General features: G+C 72.5%; 18 protein-coding genes. 7 read left to right on the top strand and 11 right to left on the bottom strand.

The features are described 5' to 3' along the window. Positions 1-25 precede the first annotated feature (25 nt). From VGZ32_RS11185 to VGZ32_RS11230, 10 genes are all read right to left on the bottom strand, one after another. Entirely contained in the window at positions 26-1792 is a 1767-nt protein-coding gene (locus VGZ32_RS11185) for a VgrG-related protein (RefSeq protein ID WP_326885871.1), read from the bottom strand. Between the two features lie 7 nt (positions 1793-1799). Then, complete coding sequence (locus VGZ32_RS11190) at positions 1800-2507, bottom strand: hypothetical protein (RefSeq protein ID WP_326885872.1); 708 nt, start codon at positions 2505-2507, stop codon at positions 1800-1802. Continuing rightward, positions 2504-2941, bottom strand: coding sequence for a phage tail protein (locus tag VGZ32_RS11195; protein WP_326885873.1), 438 nt, complete (start codon positions 2939-2941; stop codon positions 2504-2506). Before VGZ32_RS11195 ends, VGZ32_RS11190 begins: the two co-directional genes overlap by 4 nt. 11 nt (positions 2942-2952) lie before the next feature. Further along, positions 2953-3315 carry a hypothetical protein gene (locus VGZ32_RS11200; protein ID WP_326885874.1) on the bottom strand — a complete coding sequence of 121 codons (363 nt, stop codon included), beginning with the start codon at positions 3313-3315 and terminating at the stop codon, positions 2953-2955. A gap of 1815 nt (positions 3316-5130) precedes the next feature. After that, entirely contained in the window at positions 5131-5358 is a 228-nt protein-coding gene (locus VGZ32_RS11205; RefSeq protein WP_326885875.1) for a DUF6760 family protein, read from the bottom strand. Continuing rightward, positions 5355-5783, bottom strand: coding sequence for a hypothetical protein (locus VGZ32_RS11210; protein WP_326885876.1), 429 nt, complete (start codon positions 5781-5783; stop codon positions 5355-5357). The genes VGZ32_RS11205 and VGZ32_RS11210 overlap by 4 nt, the downstream gene beginning before the upstream one ends. Before the next feature lies 1 nt (position 5784). Further along, a complete protein-coding gene (locus VGZ32_RS11215; protein ID WP_326885877.1) occupies positions 5785-6225 on the bottom strand; it encodes a phage tail protein in 441 nt (146 codons plus the stop codon). Positions 6226-6238: 13 nt separating this feature from the next. Then, positions 6239-7810 carry a phage tail sheath family protein gene (locus tag VGZ32_RS11220; RefSeq protein WP_326885878.1) on the bottom strand — a complete coding sequence of 524 codons (1572 nt, stop codon included), beginning with the start codon at positions 7808-7810 and terminating at the stop codon, positions 6239-6241. Between the two features lie 104 nt (positions 7811-7914). Continuing rightward, positions 7915-8442 carry a hypothetical protein gene (locus VGZ32_RS11225; RefSeq protein ID WP_326885879.1) on the bottom strand — a complete coding sequence of 176 codons (528 nt, stop codon included), beginning with the start codon at positions 8440-8442 and terminating at the stop codon, positions 7915-7917. Positions 8443-8457: 15 nt separating this feature from the next. Next, on the bottom strand, positions 8458-9186 hold the full coding sequence (locus VGZ32_RS11230) for a DUF4255 domain-containing protein (RefSeq protein ID WP_326885880.1): 729 nt from the start codon (positions 9184-9186) through the stop codon (positions 8458-8460). A 167-nt stretch (positions 9187-9353) separates the two neighbouring features. Here VGZ32_RS11230 and VGZ32_RS11235 point away from each other — a divergent pair, with 167 nt between their 5' ends. After that, positions 9354-10649, top strand: a complete 1296-nt coding sequence (locus VGZ32_RS11235; protein WP_326885881.1) for a hypothetical protein — start codon at positions 9354-9356, stop codon at positions 10647-10649. Continuing rightward, a complete protein-coding gene (locus VGZ32_RS11240; RefSeq protein ID WP_326885882.1) occupies positions 10604-11710 on the top strand; it encodes a hypothetical protein in 1107 nt (368 codons plus the stop codon). The genes VGZ32_RS11235 and VGZ32_RS11240 overlap by 46 nt, the downstream gene beginning before the upstream one ends. Positions 11711-11760: 50 nt before the next feature. Here VGZ32_RS11240 and VGZ32_RS11245 read toward each other — a convergent pair whose 3' ends face one another. Next, positions 11761-12462 carry a response regulator transcription factor gene (locus VGZ32_RS11245; RefSeq protein WP_326885883.1) on the bottom strand — a complete coding sequence of 234 codons (702 nt, stop codon included), beginning with the start codon at positions 12460-12462 and terminating at the stop codon, positions 11761-11763. Between the two features lie 281 nt (positions 12463-12743). On the opposite strand from VGZ32_RS11245, the gene VGZ32_RS11250 reads away from it, so the two are divergent. From VGZ32_RS11250 to VGZ32_RS11270, 5 genes are all read left to right on the top strand, one after another. After that, entirely contained in the window at positions 12744-14570 is a 1827-nt protein-coding gene (locus tag VGZ32_RS11250) for a S8 family serine peptidase (RefSeq protein WP_326885884.1), read from the top strand. Then, complete coding sequence (locus tag VGZ32_RS11255) at positions 14557-15258, top strand: sigma-70 family RNA polymerase sigma factor (protein ID WP_326885885.1); 702 nt, start codon at positions 14557-14559, stop codon at positions 15256-15258. Before VGZ32_RS11250 ends, VGZ32_RS11255 begins: the two co-directional genes overlap by 14 nt. Next, positions 15255-15752, top strand: coding sequence for a hypothetical protein (locus VGZ32_RS11260; protein ID WP_326885886.1), 498 nt, complete (start codon positions 15255-15257; stop codon positions 15750-15752). Before VGZ32_RS11255 ends, VGZ32_RS11260 begins: the two co-directional genes overlap by 4 nt. Positions 15753-15803: 51 nt before the next feature. Next, positions 15804-18530 carry a CHAT domain-containing protein gene (locus tag VGZ32_RS11265; protein WP_326885887.1) on the top strand — a complete coding sequence of 909 codons (2727 nt, stop codon included), beginning with the start codon at positions 15804-15806 and terminating at the stop codon, positions 18528-18530. 200 nt (positions 18531-18730) lie between these two features. Continuing rightward, positions 18731-19300, top strand: a complete 570-nt coding sequence (locus VGZ32_RS11270; RefSeq protein WP_326885888.1) for a YceI family protein — start codon at positions 18731-18733, stop codon at positions 19298-19300. Positions 19301-19302: the final 2 nt, after the last annotated feature.

Raw genomic sequence — 19302 nt, forward strand, 5'->3', positions numbered from 1 at the left:
CTTCCTTGCGTCGTCGGGGCGTGGCCTAGTTGAGCTTGACGATGTCGCCGGTCACCGCGACCTGCGGGCCGCCGTCGATCGACACGCCCGTGTCGGCCGAGAGCTTCAGCTCCCCGGAGGCGTTGAGCTTGAGGTCGCCGCCGGCGGTGATCTCGATGTCGCCGTCGCTGTTGAGCTTGAGCGGGCCGCCGGCGTGGATGGTCACCGTGCCGGAGCCGTCGATGGTGATCTTCGTGTTCGAGGCGTCGAGGGTGATCGTCGCCGAGCCGTCCCCGGTGGCGACGCTGATCTGGGACGCGTTGTCGTCGTCGCTGAGCACGATCTGGTGGCCGGCGCGGGAGCCGAGCACGCGGCGCAGCACCTTGCCGGCGTTGGAGTCCACGAGCTTCTCGTTGAGCGGGGCGTGGTCCACGCCGTTGTAGAGCCCGCCGAGCACGTAGGGATCGCGCACGTCGCCGTGGACGAAGCCGACCAGCACCTCGTCGCCGACCTCGGGCAGCCAGGCCAGCCCGCGGGTGTCCCCCGCGCCGGGCTGGATCACCCGCGCCCACCAGGACTCGTAGTCGTCGGACAGCCACGGGAAGGCGACCTTGACCCGGAACCGCTGTTCGGGGTCTGCGATGTCGGTTACCTGACCGATCACCAGGCCGGGCCAGGGCGGTCCGGCGGCGCGGTGTGAGCCCTTGGTCGCGCCGACCGAGGCCAGGCCCAGCAGGGTGCGCTCCTGGCGGCCGCTGACGGTGAATTCGGTGTGGTACCCGGTCTCCTCGTAGCGGTGCCGTGCGGAGGTGAGCACGTAACGGCCGTCGTGCGGCCAGCCGACACAGCCCACTGAGACGGCGGCGCCGGGGATCAGGCGTGGATCGCCCGACGCGAGGCCGGTCATCTCCGCGTGTGCGCCGGCGATCTGCTCGGCCACGGACGCGGCGATGGCGTCCGCCTCCGCCTCGTCGCGCACCGGGCGGTCGGCGACCAGATACGGCGCGGCGCTGAACTGCGACGCGAGCGCACCGGGGTCGGATCCGGCGGCCGCCGAGACGGTCGCGGTGCGGGCCGATCCGCGCACCGGCTGTTTGGTCGCCGGATCCCAGCCGCGCACCCATACCTCGCCCACCTGCTCGGCGGCGGTGACGCGGGGGGAGAGGCGCAGCAGGTTGCCGCCGAGGGCGAGCTGGAGCGGCTGCGGCTCGGTGCCGAGGTCCTCGGCCGGGGCCGGAGCGCCGCTGTGGTCGCGCGGGGCGTGCCACACCAGCTTGCCGTTCACGACCGCGCACTCCCGGCCGCGCTCGTTCGCCCGGGCCCGCAGGAAGTCCCAGTCGGTGAGGTTGAACTGGCCGACGTGGTCGTGCACCGCCCCGTCGTCTTCGACCTCTCCGACGTCGAGCCCGGCCTCCTGGCCGACCCGGTGGACGATGTCGCCGTCGGTGCAGTCGAGGAAGGTGCGGGTGCGCCGCCCCCGGCACAGCCGGTGCGACAGGTCGTAGCCCCGCACGATGGTCCAGGTGCCCGACGCGTCAGTGTCCTGGGCGAGAGTGGTCACCTCGCCGGTGATCAAGGTGGCCGTGGCCGCGTCGTCCCGCACCGCGCAGGCCGAGACCTCGATCCGGCTGCCGAATTTGATCCCGGCCCGCTGCGCCGCGTCCCGCCCGTTGTCGAGGAATTCGAGCACGAACGCGTCCGCCAGGTGCAGGTGCAGGTCGACCAGGACCCTGATCAGGGTCGGGCGCACCTCTTCGGCGAGCGGCGATCCGTCCACGGAGACCGTGGGGACGACCCCGTACGCAATGGTCATCGGCTCATCACGTCCATCCCTCCCCGCCGCCCACCGCCGCGAGCGCGGCGGCCTGGCCGCGCGGCGGAAGCAGGACCCTGGTTCCGATCGGGACGCGCGCCGGATCCTCGATCCCGTTCGCGAGCGCGATCGCCCGCCACAGCGACGGGTCGCCGTATTCGCGGTAGGCGATCGCCGCGAGCGAATCGGCCGCGGACACCACCGCGCTGGCGCGCCCGGCGATGCCCCCCGAGGTCGGGTTCGTCGGCTTGGGGTCGTCCGCCAGCGACTGGATCATGATGTCGACGGTCGCCCGGCGCGGCTCCCCGCTGGGGGCGAACATCTTGTACACGGCGTTGACCCTGGTGAGCGCCCCGTTGAACGCCTCCCAGGGGCCCCAGGTGAACTTCACCGTGGCCGGTTGGGGAGTCTTCGGGTTCTGCGGCGAGGGGGCCGGGGTGATCCAGGCGAACAGCTGGTCCACCGCCTGCTTGACGGTCATCCTGGCGGGACGCCCGGTCACGTCGAAGGCGTCGAACAGCAGCTGCGCATTGAGCGTGGACGGGGTGGAGCCGGTGAACTGGGAGTGCGGGTCCTTCTTCGCGCCCGGGGTCGGCGCCGCACTCCATTTCGCGGTCTTCGTCACCGTCACGGTGGACGGGTTGAACTGGCAGTCCAGCACCTTGCCGTCTGAGCCGGAGAGCTGCGCCTGGGTCACCTGCGCCAGGCCGGTCATGACGCGAATCCCTGGTGCGAGAGCTCGAGCGACTCGACCGCGACGGCCTCGGCGCCCTCTCCGGCGGAGGCCAGGTTCGGCCCGGTGTACTTGACCGGCCAGGCGGCCGACAGCGTCCAGCTGGTGACCGGCTCGCCGTTACCGTCGAAGAGCTCGATGACGGCATCGCCCCGGGTGGGGGTGAGGGCGTGGCCGGTGAACCAGGCGCGCAGGGCCGTGCTGTCCTTGTCGACCGGCCGGGTGAGCTTGACGTTGGTGTACGACAGCTGGCCGGGAAGATGCAGGACGGCGGTGTTGTTGCCACCCTCCTTCCACTCGAAGGGCTCGTATTCGGCGTCGAGGCCGGAGCAGCCGCTGAACAGCAGCGGGGTCCCGAGCCCGTCGAGGACCACTTTGAACCGCCAGGCGAGGGCGGCCCTGATGATGTCGGCCACGTCGTCCCCTTTCAGGCGAGGTCGGTCAGGAGTTGGGCGCGTTCGCGCTCGGCCAGCAGCTCGTCGGCCAGGCGGCGGGAGAACCGGCCGTAGAGGCGGCGGGCCAGCAGATCGAGCGCCGCCGGATCGGACGGGAGGCCAGCGGCGGCACCGGCATGGGAGTCGGCGGACGCCGCGGACGCCGGTCCGGGTTGGTCGGTGGGCGCTGCGGTGCCGGACGACGAAGCGCCGGCGGTCGGCGGAGCAGGCGGCCCGGCGTCGGGCTGAGGCGGCCCGGGTGCCGAAGCCGTCGCAGACGTATCCACCGCGGCTGGGAGGGAGCGCGGCACGGCGTCCGGCGTCATCGGCGGCGCGGGCACTGCGGGTGCTGACATCGCCGCGACCTGCGACGAGAACTCGGGCGGGAGAGTCGTCGAGCCGGGGACCGCGGACGAGAGTGCGGAAGAGGAAGGCGGCGCTGGCGGAACCGCGCTCGAGAGCGTGCCCGGGAACGACGCCCCAGCGGGGGACGGCATCGCAAAAGGCGATGACGCGGCACCCGTGAGAGCCGCGGACGGAGCGCCTCCTGCAGTGACGGCAGCGGACCGGTTGGCGTAGGTGTCGGTGATCCGCTCGATGTCCCGAACGGGCTGGTCGACAGGGCGCGAGGGGGGTAGCAGCCGGTTCATATTCAGCGTGCTGCGGCTGATGCTCGTACTCGAGATGAGCGGAGCCGTCGCGGCGGGCGGGCTCACGGGTTCGGGCGGAGGCGGAGGCGCAGGGTCCTGAGTCGCCTGCGGCCCGGTGGGGGAGTCGGCGGACGATCCGGTGTCAGGTGCCTGCCCGGCATCGGCAGAGGGCGTAGCGAGCGCGGCGAAGGCGGCTGCGGCGGCCGGTCCAGCGGATGAAACGGGTGACGGCGCACTACTCGGAGCACCCGGCGCCTCAATGGCGGCGGTCTGCGTCGGCATCGATGGCGGTGCGGGAGCGGCTGGCGCCGGCATCGCGCCGGTCGAACTGCCGGGCGCTGAAACAGCGGGGGCTGCGCTGTCGGGTGCTGCGTTACCGAAGTCTGATGCGGTCGCACCAGAGTCCGATGCGGCTGCGGCTGCCGGCACATCGGAGTCCGGTGCGGCGGCCGGGGCGGATTCGGCGGAATCACGCCCCGGCCGCGCCTCGCGGGCCGCGGACTCTCCGAGGGGCCCGGTCGGGATGAGGCTCGATGGGGGCGAGCCGTACTGTCCCGCCTCGGTACGGAGGTCTACGGCCGCTTCGGGCGACGCCGTGGTGCTGTCGGTCACGTCCGCGGGAACGGGGCGACGGTCCCGCGCTTCGAGGGCGACATCCACGGCGGGCAGCGCCCGGCGAGTCTGAAATACCTGGGGAGGAACCGAGGCGGCTGAGAGCGGTAGGGAAGCCTCGGCCGTGCTGCTTTGGGCACTGGTGTCGGCGCCGCCTCGAGTGTCGGCATCAGTGTCGCTTCGCGCATCCGTGGCCGTGTTGACCTGGGCGTCATCCGGTGCGTCGGCCGTCTCGAGGCCGGGCGCTGACACGCTTCCGCTCCGGCCGCGAGCGTCGTAGCTCGAGACCTGATACGCGTCTGCGGCCAGGGTCTCCGCGCCCTGTACCGAGGCCGCGTCGATCGCCCGATATGCGCTTGGCGCAGAGATCGACGACGTACCCGGACTCCCGGCCCGACCCGGTTCGCCGGGAGGAGCCGGACGGCTCAGCACTTGAGCGCGCGGCCCGCCAGCGGCGCGCCAGACCAGCTCGGGGGAGTCGTCGGTGCGTGGCTGCACCGTCCGCGCGACGTCCGACACCAGGCCGCCGAAGACGTCGGGGCGCACGTCATGACCGAGCGGTTGGAGTGCAGGCGGAACCTGCCAACGCGTCGGCAGAGTCGCGCTGAAATCCGCGTCGAGGGTCGCGGGCATCGGGCGGAGCGTCGGCATCGCACTCGACAGGTCGCGCCACGCGCCGCCGCGCGGAGCCGGCGGCGACGGGTCGGTGGAGCCTGCCCCGGCTTCGGTCAGCCCAGTCGCGTCGTCCGCGGATTCCGCGGACGACGTCGCGGTTTCGGTCAGCCCGGTCTCAGTGCCCGTGGATTGCGCGGACGCTGCCCCGGGCTCGGCAAGCCCAGTATCGGCGACCTCGGTTTCGCTCCCGACGTCGCCATCGCCGCGGCCACGGCGGAACGGCCAGAACACGGCTCACCACCACGATCCGGCGCCGCCCGACGCGGCAGTCCCCGCCGCCGCCTCGTCCGGATCCGCCTCACCGGCCGTCAACGCGTTGACGGCCGCGTTCATCGCGCCGATCCGCTGGACGAACTCGCGGCGCAGCGGGTGTTCGAGGTCGAGGATCTGGTCGAACGGCCAGTGGAAGTGATAGGCGACGTACGACACTTCCTCGAGCAGCTGCTGGGTGCCGTACGTCACGATTCCCCCAGGCGGCTCGCCGCGGCACCCACGCCGCCGTCGCCCCGGGCCCCGGTGCTGTCCACCGCGAAGCCGTGCTCGCACGCCGGGCAGGTCACCTCGATGAGCGTGTGCCCCTCGGCGTTGACCCGGCGGTACATGTCCTGGAGGAACGCCAGATCCGCCGCGAACATGTTCTCCACGACGCCGGGATTCACCGACGAGACCGTCCCCAGCTCGGTGATGACCCGGCTGAGCAGGATGACGGTCAGGTAGGCCTCGTTGTCGCGCACTCGCGGATCGCGCAGCGGCAGGATCTCGTCCCGCGCGGTCGCCAACCGCATCCGGCCCTCGCGGTGGCAAACCCCTGCGTCGTCCACGTATCCCACAGGCAGCGTGAAAGCGAACTCCGTCCGCACCGCCGCCGTCGCCCCGGCGCCGGTCATGTCACGCGACCTCGAGCTTTTCGATCGTGATGACCACGGACTCGAGGAGCACCTGGTCCCCGCCGGCGGCCAGCTTCCCGATCTCCACCTTCGAGGGCCAGCCCTGGAAGAAGTGGAACCGGCTGACCTCGCCGTGCGCCAGGTCGAACAGGATGATCGAGCCGTTCTTGCGAGCCTCGTCGATCTTGCCCTCCTGGACCTTCTTGATCCAGTCCCAGAACGCCTTGTCGTTCACCTTGCCGCGGGAGAGGTGGATGTCCTCGTACTTCACCGTCCCGGGCAGCTTCTGCAGGATCGGCAGCCCCTGGTGGTTGTTCGCCCGGTTCTCGATCACCCCCACCGTGATGCCGATACCGTTCACCTCCTTGAACTGGGCGATCGCGACGTCGTCGATCTCGACGGCGAAGCTGTAGTTTGTGAGCGGATCCGTGATCCCGGCCATGACTGACCTCCTGTTATTCGGTCACTGAGGTGCCGGCGGGCAGCTGCGCCAGACGGAACACCACGAACTCGGCGGGCTTGACCACGGCCATCCCGACCTCGCAGACCAGCCGGCCGATCTCGATCGACTCGGACGGGTTGGTCTCGTCGTCGCACTTGACGTAGAAGGCCTCGTCGACGGTGTCGCCGAACAGCCCCCCGTCCTGCCACACGGTGAACAGGAAGGCCCTGATCGTCCGGGTGACCCGCTGCCACAGGTCCCGGTCGTTCGGCTCGAACACCACCCACTGAGTGCCGATGTTCACCGAGGACTCCACGTAGTTGTAGAGCCTCCGGACGTTGATGTAGCGCCAAGACGGGTCGCTGCTCAGCGTCCGGGCGCCCCACACCCGGATGCCGCGGCCGGGGAACGCGCGCACGCAGTTGACCCCGATCGGGTTCAGCTCGTCCTGCTCGGCCCGGGTCAGGCTCGTGGCGACGCCGATCGCGCCGCGCACGATCTCGTTCGCCGGGGCCTTATGCACCCCGCGGGTGGCGTCGTTGCGCGCCCAGACTCCGGCCATGTGGCCGCTGGGCGGCAGGTCGACCGGGCGGCCGCTCTGCGGGTCGAACACCCGCACCCACGGCCAGTACAGCGCGGCGTACTTCGAGTCGTACCCGGCCTCCTCGCGGCGCCAGTGCCGCACCTGCTGGGCGCTCAGGCCCGGCGGCGGGTCGAGGATCGCCATCCGGTCGCCCATCAGCTCGCAGTGCGCGATCATCGCGGTCTGCACCGCGCGCACCCCGTCGGCGTCGATCTGGCCGGCCTGGTGCGCGGCCATCAGGTCGGGCACCGCGACCATCGTCACCGTGTCGATGACCTCGAGCCCGGCGAAGCCGGTGCGGTCCGAGCTGCTGCCCACGTAGTCGGCGGCGCTGACCGCGATCTCGGTGGACGGCGGCTGCGTCAGCGCGACGACGCCGTTCGCGGGCCGGCGCTCGGCCGCGCCTCCGGCCGCGTGGGCGCCGGTCGCGGCCTCGGCCAGCTCGATGAGCGTCGAGGTCGCGTTCACCTGCGTGACCACGTTGGTCCGGCCGCGCCGCGCGGTCACCGGCTCGAAGACCTCCTCGCGCCCGGCGCCGCGCACGACCAGCCGGAACGAGTCCTCGGGGGCTCCCTCGGCCGCCACGTCCGCGATCTCGACGGTGACCGGGGCGCCGCGCAGCGCGGGATCGCGCACCGTGGCGACGTAGACGGCGGAGGCCGGGTCGAGTGCGGACCGCAGCTCGCCGCGCGCGCCGTTCACGGCCGCGCCGTTCGTGCCGGCACCGCCGGCCGCCGGAGCTCCGCCGACCCGCACGATGTACGCGACTCCGCCGCCGTTGAGGAAGTACCCGTATACGGCTTGGCCCAGGTACATGCCGGGGACCGGCTCGCCGAAGATGCTCGTGTACTGGGCCCAGTTGGCGACCATCGTCGGGGCGTGCAGCGGTCCCTCGGCCGCGAAGCCGACGAACGCGGCCACCGCCGTGCCGACGCCCTCGATGGGCCGGGTGGCGGCCTCCGGTTCCTCGATGTAGACGCCCGGAGACAGGTAATTGGGCATTGCCGGGTTGTCCTTCCTCGCCCGCCGGCGGGCTGCTGTCAGGGGATCGCGCGATCGGTCGGGTCGCGCCGGGCGGCGTTAGGCCGCGGTCAGGAGTGCGGCGGTCAGTAGGCGGAGGAGTCGTCCATCGGCTGGTCGTACGAGCCGTCGTCGGCCGCGCCCGGGTCCGTGCCCGGGTCGCTGGAGCCGCCGGCCCCGGGGTCCGAGCCGCCGATGCCGCCCGCGTCGCCCGACGAGTCGCCGCCGTGCACCAAGTTGTAGGCCGCGTCCCCGAGGTCGTTGCCGATCGACTCGAGACCGCCCTGCGCGAGGTCGTGCGCACTGGGCAGCCCGGTGGCGCCCGCGACGGCGTTGTAGGCGTCGCCGGCCAGGTCGGTCAGGCCGCCGGTCGCCGCGCCGAGCGCGTCTCCGGACATCGACAGCGCCTCGCTGGCCGCGCCGTCCCAGTCGCCGCCGAGCGCGTTGCCGACGGCGGCGCCGCCGTGGTACGCGACGCCGGCGATGTCAGCCGCCTCGTTCGCGATCCCGGCCAGGGCCGCGCCGCCCAGGTCCTCGGCCCCCTGCAACACCGAGCCGCCGAGGTCCCCGGCGCCCTGCACGGCCGATCCGGCCAGATCCGCGAGCTCATCCATGTCAGATCCCTTCGTTTATCGGGCGGCAGCCGCCGAAGCGGCCTCGCCCTCGGCCGCTTCGGCCTTCTGCGCTGACTCTTTCGGCGCTTCGTCTTTCGGTGCCGCGTCTTTCTGTGTCGCGGCTGGCGCGGCGGCGGGTTCGGCCGCGGCTTCCGCGCGCGGCGGCGGCTGCACCGGCTGCGCCGCGCCCGCTGCGGGTGGCGCCACATTGACCTGCGCCTGGGCGACCGGCGCCGCCGCGGGCGCTTCCGGCACCGGCATCGGCACCGTCGCGGTCAGCTCGAAGCCGGCCTTGACCTCGCCCGCCAGGTTCAGGAACATGCTCCGCTTCGTGCCGGCGGCCGTGGTCAGGTGCACCTCCAGCGGCGAGGCGGCCAGCGCCTCGGGCAGCAGCTCCCGCGGCAGCGTGGGCAGGCCGCCGAAGCAGCGCAGCACCAGCGCCAGGATCTTGTGCTCGACCGCGATCGGCGCGCCCCAGACGCTCACGGTGTAGTGCAGGTCATAGCGCAGGGCCGGCGGGCGATGCCCGATGACCCTTCCCCCTTCGTCGCGCACCTGCTCGTACATCACATCCCTGAGATGGGTGTTCTCCCTTATGTCGAACAGGAAGAAGTTCACCGCGGGCGTCTTGAGCGCCTGGATCCACGGGCGCGCCGGCGGATCGAAGGTCACGGCGACGGCAGCGTTGCCGAGCACCCTGTTCTTCGTCACGGCGAGCAGCGCCTGGTCGGTCTCGAGGATCACGGGGCAAGACTCCCGCCGCGCCGCCCCGCCGCGGCAGGCCCACAGGTGCAGCCGATCGGGTCCGCCCGGCTGCCCGGAGGGGCAGCCCTCAAGGGCACCCCCGGTAGCCCGGTGAGCTGCCCGGACGCGGCTGCCGCCGAGGCCGCCGCCGGTCTACCGTCGCCGCCATGGGAGCAGATGCGTCATTGACACCGGCGGTCGTGCCGGTCCGCCCGGGGGGCGAATCACAGGCCGAACTGTCGGTCAGGAACACCGGAGGCGTGGTCGACCGGTTCAGCGTCGAGATCCTGGGCGCGGCGGCCGCCTGGGCCGAGTGCGACCCGCCGACCCTGTCCCTCTTCCCCGGCCAGGCCGAAACAGTCCGCGTGCGGTTCCGCCTACCGGCCGGATCCGCGACGCCGCCCGGCCTGCTGCCGTTCGGCGTCCGGATCGCGGCCGCCGAGGACCCCGCGCATCCCACGGTCGAGGAGGGCTCGCTCGACGTCGCGGCCGTCCCGGTGCTGTCCGCGGACATCTCGCCGCGCACCGGCCGGGCCCGCGGGCGCCGCGCCGGACGCTACCAGCTCGCGGTCGACAACCGCGGCAACGCCGCGGCCGTCGTCGACCTGGCCGGGTGGGACACCCAGGACCTGGTCGACGTCACCGTGACCCCTCCGCGCCTCGAGGTGGCCGCAGGTGCCGCCGCCTTCGTCACGGTCCGCGCCCGCGCGCGCAACCGGATGTGGCGCGGCGCCAACGTGCTGCACCGCTTCAGCGTGGGTGTGCGCCCGGCCGGGGATGCTCAGGGACCGGATGCGCCCGAAGCGCCGCAGCCGCTCGAGGCGAGCCTGCTGCAGGAAGCTGCGATCCCCGGCTGGGTGCCCAAGGTCGCCGGACTCGCCGTGCTGGCGCTCATCGCGCTGGCCGTGCTCTGGTTCGCGGTGCTGCGGCCCGTCGTGCGGGACGCCGCGACCTCAGCCGCGAATCAGGCGATGGCCGCCGCCGGCATCTCGCCCGCCCCGGGCGGCCCGTCCGTGGGCTCGGGCGGCGGCTCGCCGAGCGCGGGCTCCAAGTCGGGCTCGGGTTCGGGCTCATCCCCTTCCGCGTCGCCCTCGCCGGTCACGATCCCGACGACCCCGGCCGCACCGAGCAGCAGCGCGCCGCCCCCGCCGGTCGCGTTCGCGACCGAGTTGCTCTCCAACCAGGACCTGACGGCCGGTACGAAGCAGACGTTCACGGTGACCGACCTGGTCCTGCAGAACCCCAACGGCGACACCGGGACGCTGACGATCACCCGGGCCGGCAAGACGCTGATCTCCACCCGGATGGAGAACTACCGGGACTACGACCTGCACTTCGTCACGCCGATCACCGTCTCGCCCGGGCAGAGCCTCGGCGTGGACGTGGGCTGCGTCAAGGCGGGGGGAGGTAGCACGTCATGCTCTCCGGCGGTTCTCGTCAGCGGAATGTCAGGCACCGCATAGCCGTCAAGCGGCGCCGTCCGTCGGCCACGGCCGCGCCGCTCGTCACCGTCCTGGTGGTGATCTGCGCGGGCCTGGCGGGCGGCCAAGCGCAGGCCGCGAGCCCGCGTGCCGCCGTGCCGAGCTGTGTGGGTGCGAATGCGGGGAGCGTCACGGTCTCCCCGTATGTAATCGGCAATGCTCAGCTGCCTGCCACCTTCACGACGGGTGACCGGTACTTCCCCCCGCGCGGCACTTACTACGACGCGTACACGCTCGACTGTGCACCGCTGACCGTCACTCGAGTTCCGGCGGGCAATGTGACTTACGTCGGCTTCAGCGGTGGCAGCGGGCTGTCCTGCGGGCCGCACTACTTCGATGACAAGTACTACGCCGGTGGAAGCACACCGGACCAGGAGTTCGCCGGGGTCTTCACCGTCTCCTGCATCACCGCGAACCCCAGCACCATCACCTCTACGCAGGAGCCCGTCCAGATCACCCTGACGGGAAGCGAGTTCTTCTCGGACTACAACACGTTCTCGATCACCGTCGACGGCACGCAGGTCAGCACCACCCCGACCTTCAACGGCAACACGGTGACCACAGTCATCACGGCCCAGGGACTGGCCTGCGGCACGCACAACGTCACGCTGAGCGAGAGGCTGCCCGTGATGGTCGCCTCCACCACGCTCACGGTGCAGTGCCCGACGAACGGCGGCCCGCCCGGCAACCCCACGATGACCGCCAACCCGGCGGTCATCGTGGACGGCGATCTCACCCATGTCACCGGAACCGGCTTCACCCCGGGCGCACCGGTGACGGTCACGTGGCAGAGCACTTCCGGGACGGTGCTGTACGCCTGCTCGGCGAACGCCCTGACCGGCAAACCGCTCAACGCCGACGCGTCGGGGAAGATCGACACGTACTGTCTCGCCCTTCCGCACGGCGAGCTGGGTGCCGAGCAGATCGCGGGAGACCAGTCGGCCTCCGGTCAGGTGCCCGCGGAGCACGCGACCGTCGCCGTCGTGGTCGAGAGCGGTTCGATGCAGCCGTCCACCGGTGACCAGTTCATCTTCCGGCGCTGACCCAGCCGGAAGCGCACCACGGGCCGTGCGCCTGTGCGCGGCGCCGGGGATCAGATCCATCCCTGGCGCAGCGCATAGGCCACGGCCTGGGTGCGGTTGCGCAGCTGGAGCCGCATGGTCAGATCCTGGATCACCGTCTTGATGGTCCGCTCGGAGTAGCACAGCTTCAGCGCGACCTCGCGGGTCGACAGGCCGTCCGCGAGCAGCTGGAGCACCGTGCGCTCGCGCTCGGTCAGACCGCTGAACGAGTAGCCGTGCGGCCCGAGCACCTGGCGGTTGAGCCCGGCGAGGTGGTCGAGCAGCTGGCGCAGCAGCTCCGGCGGCAGGTCGCCGTGGCCGGCCGCGGCCGCGTGCACCGCGGCCACCAGCCGGTCGGCAGTCGCCTCGTCCCGCCGCAGCACCCCCCGCACGCCCGCTTCCACCAGCATCGACAGCGCGCGCCCGTCCACCTGCCCGGTCACCAAGACCACCGGGAGGTTGTGCGTCCGGTGCACGCCCCGCAGCCAGCGGGTGCACTCGTCGTCGACGGCGTCGGCCACCGCCACCGCCACGGCGGCCGGCTCCCCGGGACCGGCCAGCCGGATCTCGGCCCGCGGCCGCAGCTGCATCCGCACGCCCGCCTCCGAGATCGGGTCGCGGGCGTCGATGCGCACGGCCACCACCTGCACCCCCGCCGGAACCGCCCGGTGGGCCAGGGCGCGGGCGTCGGTCAGGCCTGGCACACCGGCCGGCAGGCCACGCTGCGCAGACACCGAAGTCGCCCTCGCCGTCAGAGTTGCCACCATTCGTCATCCCCCTAAATCGTCCCGGTCCCGTGGCCGCCTTCCCGAAGCGCACGGGTAATCAATAGAGAGCGGCCTAACGTGCGTCAGATACATCACGTCTTCGCTACGGCGCCGGTTCGAGGTCGAACAGCGTCTGCTCTGCCCTTCGCGGCCGAATCGTTGCCGGTTCGTTATGCGGTGTGCGTATCCCACGTACCCGCGCAGTGCCTTGACTTGCGGTGTATTCGATCGGTGGAAGGGTAGCGATCATGGCAGTGCTCTTCGGCGCGCGTGGGCCGCGCGAGCGGGAACCGGCGCCCGGGCGGGTGGGGAACCTCGGGGTGCCCACGCTGTCGCCGACGCTGGTCAACCGGCACGGTGGACGGGTGCTCCAGCCGGCGCAGGCGGTGCTCGCCCCCGGCGCCCGGCCGCCCTCGGCCACCGGCTACCGGACCAACACGTTGCTGATCGCCGACTCGGTGCTGCGCGACCCGGCGGCCGTCGCGGCGATCGACCAGGCATTGGCCACCGTCGGCCTCACGATCGAAATCCCGCCGCCGCTCGAGGAGTCGCTGCCGTCCCTGCGGCCGTGGCTGGGCGAACTGCGCGACCTGCCGCGCGCCGTGGTGCTGCGGGTGCGCGACGGCGCGCCGCCGACCGCTATCGACGCCTGGGTCGCGCTCCAAGCCTTGCGAGCCGCAGTCGGCAACGGCAATGGCAACAGTGACAGCGGGTCCGGCGGTAGTCGGCCGAACAGTGGCGAATCAGGGGGCGGTATATCGAACCCCGACGAAGATCCGGGCGCCCCCGAACTGACAATGGCCTACCACGCAGTCCCGCTCGACACGGACCTGCTCAGCCAGATCTCCCTCGACCACCTGATGTTCGCCGCGATCTACGGCGACCCGGCGACTGAGGGCAACCCGGCAACCGAAGGCAATCCCGCGACAGAAGGCAACCCGGCGACTGAGGGCAACAGCGGCGGAAACGCCGCCTGGTTCAGCCCCACCTCCCGCATCCCGGTGGAGCTGTTGTCGAGCGCGCCCGAGCGCACTCCGCTGGCCAAGTTGCCCGCCACGCGGCGCCCGGTGGTGGCCGTCCTCGACACCGGCGTGCGCCACCATCCGTGGCTCGGCCGCCCGGACGCCGACCCCGACAGCTTCCTGACCACGGACGACGCCCTGCAGGACGCGATCCACGCGGAGGAGGCCCGGGTCCGGGCCACCGGCGGCCTCGACATCCCCGTGCTGTCCGGCTACCGGGACGTGCGCGACGAGATCGGCCCGACGATCGGCATGCTCGACACCCACATCGGCCACGGCACCTTCATCGCCGGCATCATCCGGCAGGCCGCCCCCGACGCCCGGGTGCGCGTCATCCGGATCATGCACACCGACGGCATCGTCCAGGAGAACGTGCTGCTGCTCTCCGTCGCCGTGCTCGGCGCGCAGATCGCCACCGCCGTCGGCAACGGCGACACCGACGGCCTGGTCGACATCGTCTCGCTGTCACTCGGCTACTTCGACGAGAGCCCGTACGACACCGTCTACACAGGCGTGCTGTCCCAGCTGATCGACCGGCTCACCGACCTCGGCGTCGCGGTGATCGCGGCCGCCGGGAACCAGGCGACCGTCCAGCCGTACTATCCGGCGGCGCTGGCCACCCAGCCGGGCGCCGACCCGGTGCTGCCCGTCGTCAGCGTCGGCGCGCTCAACCCGAACCGGACGAAGGCGATGTTCAGCAACGACGGGTCCTGGGTCACCGCGTGGGCCACCGGATCGGACGTGATCAGCACCTATCCGGTCGACCTCGACGGCAGCGAGGAGCCGCTGATCGCGCCGAGCCCGCCGGGCAGCCGGCTCCACCGGCACCGCGAGACCCTCGACCCGGACGACTTCCGCGGCGGCTTCGCGGTCTGGAGCGGCACCTCCTTCTCCGCGCCCTTGGTCGCCGCCAGCGTCGCGGCCGCACTCATCGACGAGGCCGAGGACCACCCCGGCGACCCGGTGTACGACCTCAACAACACCGACCGGCTCGCGGCCCGGCAGCGGATGGCCGGCGCGCTGAAGCGGATCGGCGCCCATGACCATGATTGACCCGCCGGTACTCGATCCCGCAGTGCCTGAATCGACAGGGCCCGACCCGGCGGCGCCCGATTCAGCAGCGCCCGATTCGGTAGCCGCGCCGCAGCCGGTCCGGCGCCCGGACGCGGACCGGCACGAACGCCTGGCGGCCCTGCTGCTCGCCGCTCAGGCCGGGCGGCGCGAGGGCCTCGAGCAGATCGTCGTCGAACTCAGCCCCCTGCTCTGGCAGGTCGCGCGGGCCCAGGGGCTCGACCGCGAGGCCGCCGAGGACGCCGTGCAGTGCACCTGGCTGACCCTGCTGGGCAACCTCGACCGGATCCACACCCCCGTCGCGCTGACCGCGTGGCTGGTCACCGCGACGAAACGCGAGGCATGGCGGGTGCGGGCGGCGCTGAAAGCCGAACTGCCCGTCGACGGGAGTGCGATGACCGAGATGACCGACACCGCGAATTCGCTGCCCGCACCCGAGGAGAGCGTGCTGCTCGCCGAGCGGCACCGGGACGTCTGGCGGGCCGTGCGCACGCTGCCGCGGCGCTGCCAGGAACTGCTGCGCGTCGTCGCGTTCGTCAACCGGCCCGACTACGACGAGATCGCGGTCGCGCTCGGCATGCCGCGCGGCAGCATCGGCCCGACCCGGGGCCGCTGCCTGGCGAAACTCAGAACCCTGCTCGACACCGAACCGCACCGGAGCACCGCATGAGCGCCGAGAGCCGCGCGGGCGCGGCCGATCAGCTGGACGCCCGGGACGAGGAACTGCTCGGCCTGCTGCGCGAGTGCCACGAGGCGCTGGACCCGATGCCGGGCAGCGTCGTCGAGCGCAGCCTGTTCGCGCTCGCGCTGCAGGATCTCGACGCGGAGGTCTTCCGCCTGGCCGAGCGCTACGAACTGGAGCCGGCCGGCGCCCGCGGCGAGGAGGCGCGGGTGGTCACCTTCGACAGCGACAGCCTCACCGTGATGATCCGGATCCACCCGCAGGACCGCGTCGTGCGCGTCGACGGCTGGCTGGCTCCGCCGCAACCCTGCCGGGTGGAGCTGCGCACCGGCGGGCGGGTGATCTCCACCGGCGTGGACGAGGAGGGCAGATTCGTGCTGGACCAGGTCCCCCGCGGCCTTGCCCAATTGGTCGTGCGGCGCGGCGAACCAATGACAGGAAGCGCCGAACAATCGATACTGACTCCGGCGATCGTGCTGTAGACGACGCTGCGCACGAGGTGCGGCCGTGCAGTAGATGACGCGCGGAGTGGAATGGAAGCTGGGGGGCGCCCGGGCCGGAGTCCCGCGAGCGCGGCGCGTCGGCGTGCGCCCGCGGAATCGCGCGATCCGGACCTGCACACTTCCCGGGACGGGTCGGCGCGTGCGATCGAGCGCGCCGCGGCCCGGCACCGGCGCGGCCTGGCCGTCAACGCCGCGGGCCACCCCCAAGCCGCCGCCGAGCACTTCCGCGCCGGATTGCGGCTGCTCGGCCTCGACCCGGCGTCGCCCGATGCCGCGGCCCTCGCCGCCCGCCTCCTGCTCAGCCTCGCCCACGCCGAGGCGGAACAGGGCCGCGTCGAGCAAGGACTCGAGTTGCTCGGGCGCGCCGAGGCGCTGGAGGCCGACGAGGACCGCGGCATCGTGATCTCCCAGCGCGCCCTGCTGCTGTTCCGCGCAGGTCGCAACCAGGCCGCGCTGCCGATGTTCGACGCGGCAGTGGACCAGCTGGCCGACTATCCCGATCCGGTCGTGCTCGCCCGGGTGCTGCTTAACCGCGGCGTGCTGCACATGATCGCCGCGCGCCTCGGAGCCGCGCGTGCCGACCTGGCGCGCTGCGCCCACCTGGCCGCCACCCACGGCGCCGATCTGGTCGCGGACAAGGCCGTCAACGGACTCGGCTACTGCGAACTGCTGGCCGGCAACATCCCCGCCGCGCTCGACCTGCTCGGCAAGGCAGAAGCCGGATACCGCGAGCACGGACCCGGCAACGTCCCGATCGCCCAAGTGGACCGGGCCCGCGCGCTCATGGCGGCGGGACTGGCGCACGAGGCGGCCGAAGGGCTGCGCGCCGCCATCGAAGCGTTCCGCGAGCAACGGCTGGGCCAGGACCGCGCCGACGCCGAACTCGCGCTCGCCCAAGCACTGGCCGCGGCCGGAGACCCGGAGGGCGCGGCGGAGCAGGCGCGGCTGGCCGAGCGGCACTTCCGCGCGCGGGGCAACGAGACCGGGGCGGTCCTGGCCCGGCTGGCGGCGGCGCGCGCCGACTTCGCCCGCCGCTTCGACACTGATGACCAGGACACGGGCGACCAGGCCACCTCCGCACCCGTCCCGATCCCCGCCGACGCAGCGACCCGCGCCGCCGCCGGCCGCCTGGTGCGCCGCACGGCCGGGCTCGCCGACCGGCTCGAACAGCTCGGTCTGGCCCGCGACGCGGCCCTGGGCCGTCTGCTGTCCGCCAGATCCCTGTTGAGGACCGCCGCGCCTCCGGAGCGCGTCGCCCCTCTGCTCAGGGCCGCGGTGCCGCGTGGTGTCAGCGTTCCCTTGGAGACCCGGCTCTCCGCGCATCTGGCGCGCGCGGAGCTGGCCGTCGTGCGGGGCGACCGCGCCGCGGCCTACGCCGAGCTTCGCAGGGGCCTGGCACAGCTACACGCGCACCGCACGGCCCTGGGCAGCCTCGATCTGCAGACCGGCGTCGCCGCGCTCGGCCGCGAGCTGACCTGCACCGGCCTGCGGCTCGCCCTGGCCAGCGGATCGGCGCCAGCCGTGTTCGCCTGGTCCGAACGCTCGCGCGCACAGGCCCTGCGCATCAGGCCGGTGCGGCCGCCCGACGATCCGCGCACCGCCGACGCCGTCGCGGAACTGCGCCACCTCGACCAGGTCCTGCGCACCGCCGAACTGGAAGGCCGCAGCGACCCCGCCGCCCGACAGCGGCACGCAGCGCTGCGCCGCAGCCTGCTCGAAGAGTCCTGGAAAGCGGGCGGCGCGGGTGCGGACCGAGGTCCGGCGCCACCGAGCCTCGCTGACATCGCCGCCGAGATCGAGGGGACCGGCGGCCGCATGATCAGCCTCCTGCAGCACGGCGACCAGCTGCTCGCCCTGCTCGTCGCCGACGGCGGCGCCCGCCTCGTATCCCTTGGCGGGTATGGCCGCGCGGCGGAGGCGGCCCAGCGCCTGGTCGGAGACCTCGACGCGCGCACCGGCCGCCGCCTGCCCGCGCGGCTCCAGGAGGTGATCGACCGGTCCCTGCGCCGCCAGCTCGACGTGCTGGACGCAGAGATCATGGCCCCGCTCGGGCCGCTCCTACCGGGCGACGGCGCGCCGCTCGTGCTCATTCCGACCGGCGCGCTGTCCGCCGTGCCGTGGAGTCTGCTGCCCGGTCTGCGCCACCGGCCCCTGACGGTCGCCCCGTCCGCGCACATGTGGCTGACCGCGCACCGCGCCTCGTCCAGCGGCCCGGCCGGCGAGCCCGACCCGCGCCCCGTCCTGGCCGCCGGGCCGCACCTCGCACACGCCGAAGCCGAGGTCGCGGCGATCGCCCGGCTGTACCCGGACCCGTGGGTCCTGACCGGCAAGGACGCGACCGTCGAGGCGACGCTGCGGGCGATGGACGGCGCCCGCACGGTCCACCTCGCCGCGCACGGACACCACGAGCGCGGAAACGTCCTGTTCGCCCGGGTCGACCTCGCCGACGGCCCGCTCATGGCGTACGACCTGCAACGCCTGGCGAAGCCGCCGCAGTGCGTGATCCTCTCGGCGTGCGAGGTGGGCCGCGCGGACGTGCGCAGCGGCGACGAGCACCTCGGCTTCACCGCGGCGCTGCTGCACGCCGGCACCGCGACCGTCATCTCCAGCGGCGCGCAGGTCGCGGACGACTCGGCGGCAGCCCTGATGACCGCGCTGCACACCGCCGTGGCGGCGGGCACCGCTCCCGCGCTAGCTCTCGCTGGTGCGGCCGGACAGGACCGGTTCAATCCGTTCGTCTGCTTCGGAGCAGGCTGATGGCCCACGCCGCCCAACGCGTCGACGAATACCGCACGCCAACCGGCTGGCGGCCCTTCGTCTGGTCGCCGCACCCCACGCCGCACCCCATCGCGCGGTCGAACCATTTGCCCCCGAGATTGTTGAAATTTTGACTAGGTAGCGCTAGCATGACGCCGAAGCTTGAAAGTTGAAGTTATCTCGACTCGAGGAGGTTCGCCATGGCAGGCGCCGTTGCCACCCAGATCCCCGGCTACACCGTCGGCACCTGGAAGATCGACCAGGCCCACTCGGACGTGTCGTTCACCGTCCGCCACCTGATGGTCAGCAAGGTGCGCGGCAACTTCCGCTCCTTCGAGGGCACGCTGGTCACCGCCGAGGACCCGCAGAACAGCTCCGTCACCGCCACGATCCAGCTCGACTCGATCGACACCAACCAGGAGCAGCGCAACGCGCACATCCGCTCCGCCGACTTCTTCGAGGTCGAGAAGTACCCGGTGATGACCTACCGCTCCACCGGCGTCCGCCCCGACGGTCACGACTGGATCGTCGACGGCGAGCTGACCCTGAAGGGCGTGACCAAGCAAGTCCCGCTGAAGCTCGAGCTCAACGGCTTCGGCCCGGACGCCTACGGCGGCACCCGCGCCGGATTCACCGCCAAGGCCGAGATCAACCGCAGCGACTTCGGCGTGAGCTGGAACGCCAACCTCGACGGCGGCGGCGTCGTGATCAGCGAGAAGGTGCAGATCCTGCTCGAGATCGAGGCGGTCCTCGACAAGGACGCCGAGTAAGA

Source organism: Actinocrinis sp. (genome assembly GCF_035938995.1).
GTDB lineage: Bacteria > Actinomycetota > Actinomycetes > Streptomycetales > Catenulisporaceae > DASZGI01.